12 protein-coding genes are annotated in these 13,844 nt (G+C 66.6%); 4 read left to right on the top strand and 8 right to left on the bottom strand.

The window, feature by feature from the left end:
- Window positions 1-3: 3 nt before the first annotated feature.
- The 6 genes from RIE31_07080 to RIE31_07055 form a co-directional block, all read right to left on the bottom strand.
- The gene (locus RIE31_07080) at window positions 4-912 is read right to left on the bottom strand and encodes a lysophospholipid acyltransferase family protein (GenBank protein MEQ8640350.1); all 909 of its coding nucleotides are present in this window, start codon (window positions 910-912) and stop codon (window positions 4-6) included.
- Complete coding sequence (lpxK, locus tag RIE31_07075; GenBank protein ID MEQ8640349.1) at window positions 912-1,958, bottom strand: tetraacyldisaccharide 4'-kinase; 1,047 nt, start codon at window positions 1,956-1,958, stop codon at window positions 912-914. The genes RIE31_07080 and lpxK overlap by 1 nt, the downstream gene beginning before the upstream one ends.
- On the bottom strand, window positions 1,945-3,243 hold the full coding sequence (locus RIE31_07070; protein MEQ8640348.1) for a glycosyltransferase N-terminal domain-containing protein: 1,299 nt from the start codon (window positions 3,241-3,243) through the stop codon (window positions 1,945-1,947). The genes lpxK and RIE31_07070 overlap by 14 nt, the downstream gene beginning before the upstream one ends.
- Complete coding sequence (locus RIE31_07065; GenBank protein MEQ8640347.1) at window positions 3,240-3,956, bottom strand: lysophospholipid acyltransferase family protein; 717 nt, start codon at window positions 3,954-3,956, stop codon at window positions 3,240-3,242. The genes RIE31_07070 and RIE31_07065 overlap by 4 nt, the downstream gene beginning before the upstream one ends.
- Complete coding sequence (locus RIE31_07060; GenBank protein MEQ8640346.1) at window positions 3,953-5,800, bottom strand: ABC transporter ATP-binding protein; 1,848 nt, start codon at window positions 5,798-5,800, stop codon at window positions 3,953-3,955. The genes RIE31_07065 and RIE31_07060 overlap by 4 nt, the downstream gene beginning before the upstream one ends.
- 302 nt (window positions 5,801-6,102) lie before the next feature.
- On the bottom strand, window positions 6,103-7,449 hold the full coding sequence (locus RIE31_07055) for a TldD/PmbA family protein (protein ID MEQ8640345.1): 1,347 nt from the start codon (window positions 7,447-7,449) through the stop codon (window positions 6,103-6,105).
- A 152-nt stretch (window positions 7,450-7,601) separates the two neighbouring features.
- Between RIE31_07055 and RIE31_07050 the strand changes: the two genes are divergently transcribed.
- Window positions 7,602-8,459 carry a hypothetical protein gene (locus tag RIE31_07050; protein ID MEQ8640344.1) on the top strand — a complete coding sequence of 286 codons (858 nt, stop codon included), beginning with the start codon at window positions 7,602-7,604 and terminating at the stop codon, window positions 8,457-8,459.
- Here the strand turns inward: RIE31_07050 and ubiA are convergent.
- Complete coding sequence (gene ubiA, locus RIE31_07045) at window positions 8,456-9,457, bottom strand: 4-hydroxybenzoate octaprenyltransferase (protein MEQ8640343.1); 1,002 nt, start codon at window positions 9,455-9,457, stop codon at window positions 8,456-8,458. The two genes, RIE31_07050 and ubiA, sit on opposite strands and share 4 nt — an antisense overlap.
- 59 nt (window positions 9,458-9,516) lie before the next feature.
- Between ubiA and RIE31_07040 the strand changes: the two genes are divergently transcribed.
- The 3 genes from RIE31_07040 (at window position 9,517) to RIE31_07030 (ending at window position 12,118) form a co-directional block, all read left to right on the top strand.
- Entirely contained in the window at window positions 9,517-10,311 is a 795-nt protein-coding gene (locus tag RIE31_07040) for a 16S rRNA (uracil(1498)-N(3))-methyltransferase (protein ID MEQ8640342.1), read from the top strand.
- 71 nt (window positions 10,312-10,382) lie between these two features.
- Window positions 10,383-11,747 (top strand): glutamate--cysteine ligase, encoded by a 1,365-nt coding sequence (locus tag RIE31_07035; GenBank protein ID MEQ8640341.1) that lies wholly within the window; start codon window positions 10,383-10,385, stop codon window positions 11,745-11,747.
- Window positions 11,748-11,770: 23 nt separating this feature from the next.
- Complete coding sequence (locus RIE31_07030; GenBank protein MEQ8640340.1) at window positions 11,771-12,118, top strand: chorismate mutase; 348 nt, start codon at window positions 11,771-11,773, stop codon at window positions 12,116-12,118.
- On the opposite strand, the gene tldD is transcribed toward RIE31_07030, so the two are convergent.
- Window positions 12,115-13,554, bottom strand: coding sequence for a metalloprotease TldD (gene tldD, locus RIE31_07025; GenBank protein MEQ8640339.1), 1,440 nt, complete (start codon window positions 13,552-13,554; stop codon window positions 12,115-12,117). The two genes, RIE31_07030 and tldD, sit on opposite strands and share 4 nt — an antisense overlap.
- Window positions 13,555-13,844 lie beyond the last annotated feature (290 nt).

The following is a 13,844-nucleotide window of genomic DNA, read 5'->3' as shown; positions in this document are numbered from 1 at the left end:
AAGTCAGTCCGACCAGCGCTTGTGCACCCAGAGCCAGTCGGCGGGACGCGCCCTGATCCAGTCCTCGAACAGAGTATTCATCCACACCAGGACGGCCTTCATGTCGGCCCGCCGATCGCCGGTAGCCACAAAGCGCCGTGGCGGATGGATGGTGACTCTGGCCTGCACGCCGCCCTGCCGTTCGACCTGCACCGGCACAATCGGACAGTCATAACGCAGGGCCAACTGGGCCATGGCGGAGGCGGTCATGGCGTCACGGCCGAAAAAGGGCACGGCCATGCCGTCATTCATTTTCTGATCGGTCAGCATGCCCAGCGATCGTCCGGCGGCCAGACTGCGCATGGCGGCACGGGCGCCTTCGCCGCCCTTTGGCGCAAAGCTGTTGAGGGGGTGACGGCGCAAGCCGCGGACGATGGCGTCGACCATCGGGTTGCTGGCGTGACGATAGATGATGGTGAGCGGAATGCCGTGGGCGGCGATGACCAGGGGCGCCAGCTCCCAGTTGGCGAGATGGGCGGTGATGAAGATACAGTGCTGACCACTCTCGCGCAGACACTCCAGATGTTCGCCGCCGACAATCTGCAGCCGGTCCGGTTCGTCCAGCACCCGACGCCGGTTGAGCTGAGTGTTCTCACCGACGGCGCGGCCCAGATTATCCCACATGGCACGCAGGGTGCGGTTGATCCAGGCGGCATCGCGGTCGGCGAAGGCGCGGCCCAGGTTGCGCCGCGCCGTGCCATGGGCGCCGGTCATGGGGCCGATCAGTCTGGCCAGACCGCCGCCGACCGCCGAGGCCCAGGTCAGCGGCAACCATCGGCAGATGGCAACCACGGCAAGCACCGCCAGGGCCTCCAGCGGGTAGAGGATCCAGCGCGACAGAGCCTGACGGATGGTCGAGCGCGGCTTCGCCATCAGTCTGCCGTCATGGTGGCTGGTGTGCCGAGGCGCGCGAGCAGTCCGCCGAGCGCCAGGTCATCGCACCAGCGCACTTCCACATCCACCGCGCTCACCTGAGCCTGCGCTGCCGCCGGCAGGCGCACATGATCCTTGGCGGTGGTGACCAGCTGGGCGTTGTGGCGTTTCGCCAGGCTGACCAGGTGCTGCATATCACCATCGCTGTAGACATGATGATCGGCGAAGGCGCGGGTTGCCACAACACGGCTGCCGACTTCCTCCAGCATGCGAAAAACCTTATGGGGCCGGCCGATACCGGCGAAGGCGACAATTGTTTCCCCGGCCAGCGAGCGCATGGCGTGGTCAGGCTCCAGTCGCGCCCGCAGCCGCGCAAGTTCCGGTGACAGATGTGGCGCGATGGTAAAGCGGTCGTCGCCCAGTATCACCACGCCATCGGCGCGGACAAGACCATCAGCAACCGGCTCTCGCAAAGGCCCGGCCGGGATCAGCCGGCCGTTGCCGAAGCCGCTTTCGCCATCAATGACGATCAGAGACAGGGTTTTGGCCAGGGCAGGATCCTGAAATCCGTCATCAAGCAGCAGGACGCCGGCGCCATCGGCGACGGCCGCCCGGGCCAGCGCAACGCGATCACGGCCGACCCATGTGGGTACGACCCGCGCGTGCAGCAAGGCTTCGTCACCCACATCGCGGGCATTGTGGCGGGACGGATCGACCCGTACCGGGCCTCCCATCCGACCGCCATGACCGCGCAGCAGCACATGGGGCAGAGCCGCCGGTGGCGTCGCGGCGGCTGATTGACTGTGGCCGCCATGGAGCAGGGCATGAGCCAGCGCGCGAACTACCGGCGTTTTGCCGGCGCCGCCGGCAACCAGATTGCCGATACAGACCACCGGCACCGGCGCCGACCATTGTGGGTGTTGGGCGGCGCGACGACGGGCCGCTGCCGCCCACAGCCATGACGCCGGGGTCAGGGCGAGGGTAAGGGTGCGGGCACCCAGCGTCGTCCCGCCCGGTGCGGGATACCAGAACTCAGGCGTTCGCATGGTGTGCGTCCGTCCCGCCGGGTGTGTCCAGGTGATGCAGATAGGGCTGCAGCGCGACCAGCGCCAGATCCAGAGCGCGACCGGCGTCATCGGCTATCAGCGCTGCCTGGCGGGCCAGGGCGGAGCGCGCCTGGGGATCGCTCAGCAGGTGGCCGATGTGTTGTTCCAACGCCGTGTCGTCGCCGGCCTGCAGCGCGCCGCCAGCGGCGAGCAGACGGGTGACGGTGTCATGCTGCCGACTGGTGTGCGGGCCAATCACGATGGCGCAGCCAAGGCGCCCGGCCTCCAGCGGGTTGTGGCCACCGATCGGCGCCAGCGTGCCGCCGACCACAGTGATTTCCGCCAGACGATAGAACAGGCCGAGCTCCCCCAGGGTGTCGGCGATATAGAGCTCATGGTCGGCAATACCGTCGCCGCGGCTACGCAATCCGGCGGCATATCCCGCTGCGGCGAGCTCCGCCAGAACGGCCGCGCCGCGCGCTGGATGGCGCGGCGCCAGAATGGTCAGCAGGCCCGGGTGGCGGGGCGTCAGCGCGCGGTGGATGGCGGCAAGGCGTAATTCTTCGCCCGGATGGGTGCTGGCGGCGACCAGCACCGGGCGCTGGCCGATTGCGTCACGGGCGACAGCGAGAGCGGCCGTGTCCACTGGCAGGGGGGCCGCCGCAAGCTTGAGATTGCCACCGACGGACACCTGGTGGGCGCCGAGCCGGCGGAAGCGTTCGGCCGCATCCGGGTCCTGCGCCTGTATCACAGAAAACCGGCTGAGCAAGCGGCGGGTCAGCACGCCCCCCCAGCGCCAGCGGCGGGTCGAGCGAGGAGACATGCGGCCGTTCAGAAGAAACATGGGGATGTTGCGACGCGCGGTTTCCGTCAGCAGCGCCGGCCACAGTTCCGATTCGATCCAGATCGCCATGTCAGGCTGCCAGTGATCGAGAAAGCAGCGCACCCAGGGCCGGTGATCGAGAGGGGCGAACTGGTGCATCGCCCGCGGCGGCAGGCGATCCGCCAGCACATGGGCGGAGGTCACGGTGCCGGTGGTGACCAGGACCGACAGATCGGCCCGCCGGGTCTGCAACGCGTCGATCAGAGCCAGGGTGCTCATGGCCTCGCCCAGACTGGCACCGTGAATCCAGATCAGCGGACCGGCCGGCCTGGCCAGGCCGGCGATGCCCCGCCGCTCGCCAAGGCGACCGGCAATCTCCTTGCCCGCGGCCACCCGTTGTCGCAGGGCGCGATTGATCAGTGGCAGGGCGAGCGTGGTCGCGGCGGCGTAGAGACCCATCATGGGACCGGTTGATTGTGCGCCCCGGCGGGCGCGGCCGGTGTCAGGCCGGCCAGGCGATCAGCATCGGCGGTGGCGGCGGTGATGCGCTGTTCCAGGTCGCGGCGCGCCTCTTCCAGGGTCTCTGCGGATGCATCGCGTGGAATACGCAGCGGTTCGCCCCAGGCAAAGGCGGCACGGGAGAAGGGAAAGGCCATCTGAAAACTGTCCCAGGTAGGCAGAAGCCGCCGCCGGCCGACCGCCACCGCGGCCGGCACCAGCGCTGCACCGGACAGGCGGGCGAGGGTCAGTGTGCCGTCAGTCACGCGCCTGGCAGGGCCACGCGGTCCGTCCGGCGAAATGCCGATACTGTCGCCCGCTTTTAGGGCCTGGAGCATGCGGCGCAGGCCGGCGGCGCCACCGCGGGTACTGGAACCGGCGATGGTCTCCATACCGAGCCGGCGAATGGTTTGGGCGATAAACTGACCATCAATGTGGCTGCTGATGAGAATGTGGATGGTCGGGCCGGCCGGCCAGATCTTGGGCATCATCAGCAGTCGGCCGTGCCAGAAGCACAGGACGAACGGCTCCCGCCGCTCCCAGAAGGCTTGGGGTATGTGCCGGTTGGCGGTCTGCCAGCGTGAGGTGGCGAAGACCAGCCGGATGTACTGGGCACAGAGGAAACAGAACAGCCAGCGCACTACGGGGTGGCGCAGGATGCGCTTGTGTACCCTCACGGGCGCGACTCCGGCACGCGTCCTCCCGCGCCGCCGCTCTGCAAGGCATGCAGGCGGGCATAGACGCCGCCGGAACGGACAAGCGCGTCATGACTGCCGCTCTCTACCACACGGCCCCCTTCCACCACGTGGATGATATCGGCGTCGGCGATGGTAGTCAGACGATGGGCTACGACGAGCGTGGTGCGGCCGGCCATCAGACGCTTGAGGGCAGTCTGCACCTGGCGTTCGGTTTCCGTATCGAGCGCGCTGGTCGCTTCGTCCAGCAGCAGAATCGGCGCGTTCTTCAGCATGGCACGGGCAATAGCCACGCGCTGGCGCTGACCGCCAGACAGCCGGACACCATGCTCCCCGACCGATGTGTCGTAGCCCGCCGGCAGCTCCGTGATGAAGCTGTGTGCGCCCGCCGCTTCTGCTGCCTGCATGATGTCCTGCTGGCTGGCGCCGGGTCGGCCATAGGCAATGTTCGCGGCGACGGTATCGTCGAACAGGCTGACTTCCTGGCTGACCAGGCCGATGGCGCCGCGCAGCGACGACTGAGTGACATTGCGTACGTCTTGACCGTCAATCGACACACGGCCGTCCTGCACATCGAAGAAGCGCGGGATCAGGTTGAGGACCGTGGATTTGCCGGCGCCTGACGGCCCGACTAGGGCGACCGTCGCGCCGCTGGGGACCTCGAGCGTGAAGTCGGTCAGGGCATCACCGTCACCGCCATAGGCAAACCGCACATGGTCAAAGCGAATGGCGCCACCGGTCACCTGCAAGGGTGCGGCGTCGGACCGCTCGACAATCTCCGGCCTGAGATCCAGCAGGGTGAACAGGCGCTCGGCTGCCGCCAGGCCCTGTTGCAGGGTGGTGTTGAGGGTGGCCAGGCTGCGTACCGGCTGGTAGGCCATGATCAGGCTGACGATGAATGATGTGAACTGCCCCGCGGTCATGTCGCCGTCCAGCACCAGGGTCCCGCCATAGGCAATGGCCAGCGCTACGGCGATGCTGCCGATAAACTCCATCAGCGGGCGAACCCGGGCACGCACCCGCTCCGCCTTGAGGTTGAGACCGGCCAGACCATCAATCTCGCGCCGGGCGCGGTCTTCCTCGTGCGCCTCCATGGCATAGGCCTTGATATGGCGGGCGCCGGTAAAGGTCTCGTTGAGCAGGGCCGACAGCCGGCCGGTCTGTTCCTGCGTCGAGGTGGAAACGCGGCGCATACGCCGGCCGATCAGGATGATCGGCGCCAGCGCCAGCGGGAAAATGAAGATGGACGCCAGAGACAGCTGCCAGCTCTGCCAGAACATGTTGCCGATCAGCGCCACCACCATCAGTGAATCCCGGGCCATGCCGCTCATGGCCCGGGTCAGGGCCTCGCGCAGGAACTGGGTGTCGTTGGTCAGCCGGGCAATCAGCAGCCCGGTGGTGTGGGTGTGGAAAAAGCGCAGGTCAGCCCGCATCAGATGACCGAACAGATTGGACTGGATGGTGGCGATAATCCGCTGGCTGACCGTGTTCATGAGAACCACCTGGCCATAAGAGCAGATGCCCTTGGCCAGGGCGGTCAGCAGAATGGCGGCCGGGACCAGCAACAGCATGCGCCGGTTGCCGGCCACCAGCACATCGTCAAGGGCTGGTTGAATCAGCCAGGCATGGGCGCCGGTGGCCAGGGCAACCACGACCATGCAGGCGATGGCGAGGACCAGGCGGCGTCGATGGGGATGCAGATAGTCGGCGGCCAGGCGGCGCACCAGCAGCCCGCTTGAGGCATGCTCCGGCAGGGGCGGACCCGCCGGTGCGGCATCGGTTGCTGTGGTGGTTGACCCGGCAACCCCGGCCGGGGGAGGAGGCATGCCCGCCATGACATCAGCCCTCGCCGGAACGGGACGACGGGTCAGCGAAAGCGCGTACCGGCACTAACTCCGCGCCAGACACGCGGCGGCGCGATTTAGCTGGTCGTCGCGATGACGAACAGGACCAGCGCCAGTACGACCAGCGGGCCGATGAAGAAGGGGAAGATATTCCGCAAGAAGAACCGCATGACGTATGATTTGGAATCCGGTTTTCACTGAGGCTTCGGGTCAAGGCGCGCAGACTAGGGGCCTTTCGTCGGCCGGGCAACGTGCCTCGCCGGGCCACGAATTTGGCGGATTCCCTAGCTCCCGGCCAGGGACATGCCATCAATGCGCACGGTCGGCGAGTCGATGCCATAACGGAAAACCAGATCGCTTGCCGGTTCCAGGCGACGCAGCATGTCCTTGAGATTGCCGGCGATGGTGACTTCTGTCACAGGTTTCGTAAGCTGGCCGTTCTCGATCAGTATACCGGTAGCGCCGCGACTATAGTCGCCAGTCACCATATTGACGCCCTGTCCCATGAGGCTGGTGACATAGAGGCCGTACCTGGTTTCGCCGATCATCTCCTCGGGCGAGCGCGATCCCGCCTCCATATAAAGGTTTGACGGCGACGGCGAGGGTGGACCGGATGTGCCGCGACTGGCGTGACCGGTGCTGGTCAGGCCGAGCTGGCGGGCCGAACGGAGATCCAGCAGCCAGGTGGTCAACTGCCCGTCGGCGATGACGGCGCGGCGGTGCGGTGGCAGCCCCTCTCCATCAAAGGCGCGCGACCGCAGACCACGTCGGCGTAGTGGGTCGTCAATCACATTGACGCCATCGGCAAAAATCAACTTGCCGAGGCTGTCCTTCAGGAAGCTGGTGCCGCGGGCCACCGCCGGACCGGTGATGGCGCCCGCCAGGCTGCTGAGAAATCCGCCGGCGATACGTGGCTCAAAAATAACCGGCAGGCTGGTAGAGGGAATGCGCTCAGCCCCCAGCCGTCGCACGGTGCGTTCGCCGGCCCGTCGGCCGAGTTTCGCAGGGTCGGGCAAGTCGTCGGCGAAAATGCTGGTGGCGTAGTCATAGTCCGCTTCCATGCTGGTGCCTTCGCCGGCCAGTACGGAGACACCGAGGCTGCGATGCGACGATGCATAGGACTGCGCAAAGCCATTGGAGGTGACCAGAGCGACGGTGGTGCGGCCCCACGACGCCGACGCCCCTTCGGAGTTGGTGATCCCCGGCACGGCGCGGGCGGCGTCCTCCAGGGCGGCGGCGAGCCCGGCCAGGTCCTGCGGCGCAGGCTCCGCCGGATCATCCAGATCGAGGTCGGGGATTTCCTGCGCCAGATCCGCGGCCGGGGCCAGGCCGCAAAAGGCGTCTTCCGGCACGACCCGCGCCATGAGGACGGCGCGCTCCGCCAGCAGATCAAGGGCAGCAGGCGCGGTATCGCTGCCGGAGACAATGGCCTGGCGCTGGCCGACAAAGACGCGCAGGCCGATATCCTCTCCTTCGCTGCGCTCTACCCCGTCGGTCTGGCCGAGTCGTTGATTGTGCGACAGCGAGACGCCCCGCACCGCCACTCCATCGGCGGCGTCGGCGCCGTGCGCCCGGGCCCGGCGGACAAGGTCGTCGAGGATGGATAGGGGGTCGGGCGGGATGGCAGCCATGGCCCGGCCACTCTAGCAAGGCCGGAGACCGCCGTCATGGTTTGACCACCGCCGTGGCTGCCGGCCGTGCGGGCCCGTGGTTTTCCCGTCTCTGCAGGGTATCGCGGTGCGTCCCTGTGGTGATGGCCGGAGACCGGCTACACTTGCCGGCCATGACACAGCGCCATGCTCACGCCAGAGCCTATCCTTTCGCCATTCCGCAAGAGGATTTCCTCTATGCGGACGGCACGGCACTGCCGCTGCGCGCCGCTGGCAGCAACCCCATGCAGGACAGCCAGGTTCGGTTTGGCGACGGTTGGCGGCCAGTCGGCGAGGTGCTGGACCATCTGGGCGTAGCGGATCGTTCGCCACGGCTTCCCCTCATCGGCTATGGGTCCAACCGCTCGCCTGAGCGGTTGAAGCAGAAGTACGGGGCATGTCCGGGACCGACCGTGATGGCCGTCACGCGGGCCTGGCTGGAGGATTTCGACACCGCCTATGTGGCCCATTTCGCCCACTACGGGTCGGTGCCGGCGGGGCTGCAATACCGTCCGGGCACACGCGTTCAGGTTAGTGTGCTGTGGCTGGATGCGGCGCAGTTGGAGCGCATGCACCAGACCGAATCGGTTGGCGACCACTATGGCTTCGGCCGGCTGTCGCCACTGCGCCTGACGTTGCTGGATGGCGTCCGGCTTGATGCGGCGTGGACCTATGTGCCGCTGCACGGCCTGGTGCCGGCGCCGGCCGGTCTTCACCACGTCGGGGCCGGGGTCGGGACCGGTGACGGCTGTGCGGTGGCGCTGCGGGCGGTGACGGCGGAACGGCGCACCTTGCCGGCATTGAGTCAGGGCGAGATGCTGGATGTCGTCGCGGCGCGTCTGGCGCCGGGCCGTGACACCGATCAATTCATCGCCCGTCTGCTGGACGATGGGCCATGGCGGCATTCCATGACGGAGCGGTTGCGTGAGGGCGCCATCGCCTTCGCCGGTGGCCATCTGTTTGAACGCCACATGGTCACCGGTGAGACCTAGGCGGCCATCCAGTCGAGCCACAAACCGGCGGCGAGGGCGAGGCCGGCCAGACGATTGGCCAGGAACATGGCACGGCAGCTCGTCGCTGACTCAAGATCGACGGCTGCGGCCTGGCGCAGCAGCAGCAACCCCATGGCGGTGATGCCGCCATAGGTGGCCAGTCCGGCGCCGGCCAGCCAGGCGGCCAGGGAAAATCCGCCGACCGCTGTGGCGTAGAGCAGATACAGCCACCGGCGCGTCGCCTGACCGAACAGCAGAGCCGTGGATTTGACGCCGATCAGGGCGTCGTCCTCACGGTCCTGATAGGCGTAGATCGTGTCGTAGCCGATGGTCCAGGCGATGGCGCCGCCATACAGGGCCAGGACCGCCATCCCCGGCAGGTCCGTCCCAGGCAGGCCTGCCACAGCGGCCCAGCCTACCAACACACCCCAGTTAAAGGTGAGTCCAAGAAAGGCCTGGGGCCAGTATGTGATGCGCTTCATCAGCGGGTAGAGAAAGACCAACGGCACAGCGCCAAGCCCGACCCAGATTGCGCTGGCCGGCAGGGACACCAGGACGGCCAGCCCGGCCGCCAGCTGCAATCCAAGAAATACGACGGCGGCGGGAACGCTGATGCGGCCGCTGGCGACGGGGCGGTCGGCGGTACGCGCGACGCGGCGGTCAATGTGGCGGTCAACGATATCGTTGAAGGTGCAGCCGGCGCTGCGCATGACCATGGCGCCCACCGCAAGCAACAGGGCCAGACGAAGCGCGCTGCCCAGGTCGAGGCCGCCTGGCAGGGCGATGCCAGCCAGACCGATGCCCCACAAACAGGGGATATAGAGCAACCAAATGCCTATGGGACGGTCAAGGCGGGCCAGCACCAGCCATGGATGAAGGCCAGCCGGGGTCAGACGAATCAGCAGGCTATGGCGCACGATATCGGAGTGATCGGCGGCGCTATCCGCCGGCAGCGACCGTGCGGCTGTCGCGTCGGGGGTCTTCTTGTCGGCTGACATGGGGCTAATGTGCGGCGAGGGCGCGCAGGGGGCAAGCCGCCCGACGACAGGAGGCCGTGATGGCAGCACGCGGTAGACACCATTCGCCGTCCACAACCGGCACAGCCCGACGGCTGTATTGTCCCGAGATGCTGGTTGGCGGAGCGGAGGTGGCACTGGACCCTGGTCAGGGGCACTTTCTGCGCAATGTGATGCGTTTGGCGGCGGGCGATCAGGTGCGTCTGTTCAATGAAGCGCACGGTGAGTGGGGGGCAGAGATCGTCGTCCTGTCACGCGACAGGGCGATCGTTCGTTGCGACCAGTGCGTACGCTCGCCCGCCAGCGATGGCGGTCCGTGGCTCTTCTTTGCGCCGGTTCGCCGCGAGCGGGTGGAACTGACCGTCGAAAAGGCAACGGAGCTTGGCGCCGCCGTCCTGCAACCGGTATCGACCCGCTTCACCCGGCCAGGTACGCTTCGTGAAGACCGCCTGCGGGCCATCGCCCGGGAAGCGGCGGAGCAATCGAATCGTCTGAGCGTACCGCAGATACGGCCAGCGGCCGCTTTAGACCGGGCCCTTGCCGAATGGCCGGCGGACCACCCTCTCCTGTGGTGCGATGAAACCGGTGGCGGCGCGGACATGGCCAGCGTGCTGGCCGGGTTGGTCCGCCACAAACCAGCGGAATTGGCTATTCTGGTGGGGCCGGAGGGCGGCTTCGCGCCCGACGAGCTTGACCATCTGGCCAATCTGCCGTTTGTTATCCGGGCGGGTCTGGGCCCGAGGATTCTGAAGGCGGAAACCGCCGCCATTGCCGCCCTGACTTGCGTTCAGGCCATAGTTGGAGACTGGCAGACCGGCGGCCGGCCGGCTGGGTAATGCTTTCCTAGCGCCGCGGTATTTGTCCGCTACCCGGTTGGCTGACGCACGCTATTCACGAGGAGACTGACATGGCTGCACCACCTTCCGGGCCGGGCGAGCCGATCACCAGCAAGGCGCAGATGATCGAGTATTTCGCCGCCGGCGCGAAGCCGAAGGCGGAATGGCGTATTGGTACGGAGCACGAGAAGTTCGGCTTCACCTGGAGCGATCTGCGTCCCATGCCTTATGACGGGCAAAGCGGCATCCGCGCTCTGCTCGAAGGACTGACCCGTTTTGGCTGGGAGCCCATCATCGAGAATGGTCGGCCTATCGGCCTGACCCGCAAGGGCTGTTCCATCACGCTGGAACCTGGTGGCCAGTTCGAGCTGTCGGGCGCGCCACTGGAAACCCTGCATGAGACCTGTGACGAAGTGCACACCCACCTGCACCAGGTAAAGGTGGTGGGGGAGGAGCTGGGAATCGGCATGCTGGGCACCGGGTTCAGGCCGCTGTGGACGCGCGAGGAAACCCAGTGGATGCCCAAGGGCCGCTACCGCATCATGCGCGACTATATGCCCAAGCGCGGCAATCTCGGTATCGACATGATGACCCGCACCTGCACGGTCCAGACCAACCTCGACTTTTCCAGCGAGGCGGACATGGTGAAGAAGCTGCGGGTCGGTCTCGCGCTGCAACCGATCGCGACGGCCCTGTTTGCCAATTCGCCTTTCGTCGAGGGCAAGCCGACGGACTATCTGAGCTATCGCAGCCATGTATGGAGCGACACTGATCCCGATCGCTGCGGCATGATGCCGGAAGTGTTTGAAGATGGGTTCGGCTTTGAGCGTTATGTGGACTGGCTGCTTGATGTGCCGATGTACTTTGTCTACCGCGACGGCGCCTATCTGGACGTGGCCGGCCAGTCGTTCCGCGATTTTCTCAAAGGCAAGCTGCCGGGCCGCCCGGGCGATACCCCCTTCATGGGCGACTGGGTTGACCATTCGACCACGGTCTTTCCCGAGGTGCGGCTCAAACGCTATATCGAGATGCGTGGCGCCGACGGCGGCCCGTGGGAGAGACTGTGCGCTCTGCCGGCGCTGTGGACCGGGCTGCTGTATGACGATAGCGCCCTGGCCGCCGCATGGGACCTGTGCAAGGACTGGACCGAGGCGGAACGCGGCACGCTGCGCAGCGATGTGACTCGTCAGGCCCTGCATGCGCGTATTCGCGACACCAGCGTCCGCGACCTGGCTCGCGAAGTGATTGCGATCGCCAGATCAGGCCTGGAGGCGCGCAATCGTCGTAACAAGAGCGATCAGAATGAGACGATTTTCCTGGCGCCATTGCAGCAGGCGGTTGATGCCGACCAGTGTCCGGCCGAATGGCTGCTGGAGCAGTTCAACGGACCGTGGGCCGGCGACATGCGTCGCGTCTACCAGGACTGCGCCTACTGACCTAACCGGGTAACGTTTTAGCCATGACCGATGCTGTGAACCGTCGCCACACCGCTGCTGAATGCCGCACGATGGATGATGTGCGATTCGAGATTGACCGGCTGGACCGGGTGATTGTGCCGCTGCTGGTGGAGCGCGCGACCTATGTGGCGCAGGCGGCGCACATAAAACCGCGGCGCGATCTGGTTTTGGATCGACCGCGTATTGAGGATGTGGTGGAAAAGGCGCGAGCGCACGCTGCACGGGCCGGCGGCGACCCGGACCTGGTAGAGCACATCTACCGGGCCATGGTGGACATCTACATAAGCGATGAGGACGCTCGTTTCGTCCGCCGCGTCGCGCCGCAACCGGACGCCGGGTCCGGCGACTAGGCCGCCAGGGCTGTCCCGCCAACCGTCAGGCGGTCCACCTTGAGGGTTGGCTGGCCAACGCCAACAGGCACGCCCTGGCCTTCCTTGCCGCAGGTGCCGACCCCGTCATCCAGCTTCATGTCATTGCCGATCATACTGACGCGGGTCAGGACGTCGGGACCATTGCCGATGAGGGTGGCGCCTTTGACCGGTTCGGCCACCTTGCCGTCACGAATGCGATAGGCCTCCGTACAGGAGAAGGTGAACTTGCCGTTGGTGATATCCACCTGGCCGCCGCCGAAATTCACCGCATAGAGCCCGTTCTTGACGCTGGCGATGATCTCCGCCGGATCATGGCTGCCGGCCAGCATGTAGGTATTGGTCATGCGCGGCATGGGGTGGTGGGCATAGCTTTCGCGCCGGCCGTTGCCGGTTGGTCGCATGCCCATAAGGCGGGCATTCAGGCGGTCCTGCATATAGCCGGTGAGGATGCCGTCCTCGATCAGCACGGTCTGGCTCGACGGCGTGCCTTCATCGTCGATGGTCAGCGAGCCGCGGCGGTCGGCCAGCGTTCCGTCATCAATGACCGTCACCCCCGGCGCCGCCACCCGCTGCCCCATCAGGCCGGCGAAGGCCGAGGTTTTTTTGCGGTTGAAATCACCTTCAAGACCGTGGCCCACGGCCTCGTGCAGCAGGACGCCGGGCCAGCCGGGGCCAAGCACCACGGGCATGTCGCCGGCCGGTGCGTCCACCGACTGCAGGTTGGTCAGGGCCTGGCGCAGGGCTTCGTCCACCTGGTGGCGCCACTGATCGGGCTGAATCCAGAAATCATAGGCGGCGCGGCCGCCGCCGCCGTGGCTGCCGGTCTCCTGGCGGTCTCCATCGCCGACCATCACCGTCACATTGAGCCGCACCAGAGGTCGCACATCGGCGGCGACGGAACCGCCGGCACGACGAATCTGCACCGCCTGCCAGCTGCCGGCGAGCGAGGCCATGACCTGACGGACCCGGGGATCCCTGCCGCGGGCATAGGCGTCAATGGCTTCCAGCAACGCCACCTTGTCGGCAAAGGGCAGGGCCGGCAGCGGGTTGGCGTCAGTATAAAGGAAGTGGTTGGTGCCGACGGGCGACTCGGCCACCGTGCCACTATGACCGCTGGTCACCGCCTGCACCGTGCCGGCGGCGCGCAGCAGCGCTGCGTCGCTCAGCTCACTGCTATGGGCATAGCCGGTGGCCTCTCCCGCCAGCGCGCGCAAGCCAAAACCGACGGATGTATCGAAACTGGCGCTTTTAATGCGGCCGTCATCGAGGGACACCGCTTCGGACTGGCTATACTCCAGGAACAGCTCGCCGTCATCGGCACCGGCCAGCGCGTCATGCAGCCGGCTTTCCACCCGGCCCTCGTCGAGCCCCGCCTGGTTGAAGAACAGATCGTCGGTGGTGGCGCGGTGGTTCATGGTCAGGCATCCCTCATCTCGTCTCTCGGCAACGTCACATACAAAAACCGGACATCGGCAAAACAGGACATAGGCCGGCCGCGGCCGGGCGGCCAGCCGGCAGCCGCCGGATGCCCCGTAACTCCGGTGTTCTTGCGACATTACGTCACAGATTCCGGCACGAGTCATCGGCTGGCTATCACAGTGCCGGGTGGGCGCGCCGGAAGAAGCCCGGTGGCGGCCCCCATAGCGGGCCCGGCACAGGGCCACAGTGTTGCCGATTCATCCGTCCTGTGGGATACCCGTGCCCG

The organism is Alphaproteobacteria bacterium (genome assembly GCA_040218575.1).
Classification (GTDB): domain Bacteria; phylum Pseudomonadota; class Alphaproteobacteria; order JAVJRE01; family JAVJRE01; genus JAVJRE01.
This window is presented reverse-complemented; position numbering and strand designations above follow the sequence as displayed.

Excerpts from the sequence above, each read along its gene's own strand:
- RIE31_07035 (MEQ8640341.1), top strand. The coding sequence starts at position 10,383 with ATGGCTGCACCACCTTCCGGGCCGGGCGAGCCGATCACCAGCAAGGCG.
- RIE31_07080 (MEQ8640350.1), bottom strand. The coding sequence starts at position 912 with ATGGCGAAGCCGCGCTCGACCATCCGTCAGGCTCTGTCGCGCTGGATC.
- RIE31_07055 (MEQ8640345.1), bottom strand. The coding sequence starts at position 7,449 with ATGGCTGCCATCCCGCCCGACCCCCTATCCATCCTCGACGACCTTGTC.
- RIE31_07060 (MEQ8640346.1), bottom strand. The coding sequence starts at position 5,800 with ATGCCTCCTCCCCCGGCCGGGGTTGCCGGGTCAACCACCACAGCAACC.
- lpxK (MEQ8640349.1), bottom strand. The coding sequence starts at position 1,958 with ATGCGAACGCCTGAGTTCTGGTATCCCGCACCGGGCGGGACGACGCTG.
- tldD (MEQ8640339.1), bottom strand. The coding sequence starts at position 13,554 with ATGAACCACCGCGCCACCACCGACGATCTGTTCTTCAACCAGGCGGGG.
- RIE31_07050 (MEQ8640344.1), top strand. The coding sequence starts at position 7,602 with ATGACACAGCGCCATGCTCACGCCAGAGCCTATCCTTTCGCCATTCCG.
- RIE31_07030 (MEQ8640340.1), top strand. The coding sequence starts at position 11,771 with ATGACCGATGCTGTGAACCGTCGCCACACCGCTGCTGAATGCCGCACG.
- RIE31_07070 (MEQ8640348.1), bottom strand. The coding sequence starts at position 3,243 with ATGATGGGTCTCTACGCCGCCGCGACCACGCTCGCCCTGCCACTGATC.
- RIE31_07040 (MEQ8640342.1), top strand. The coding sequence starts at position 9,517 with ATGGCAGCACGCGGTAGACACCATTCGCCGTCCACAACCGGCACAGCC.
- ubiA (MEQ8640343.1), bottom strand. The coding sequence starts at position 9,457 with ATGTCAGCCGACAAGAAGACCCCCGACGCGACAGCCGCACGGTCGCTG.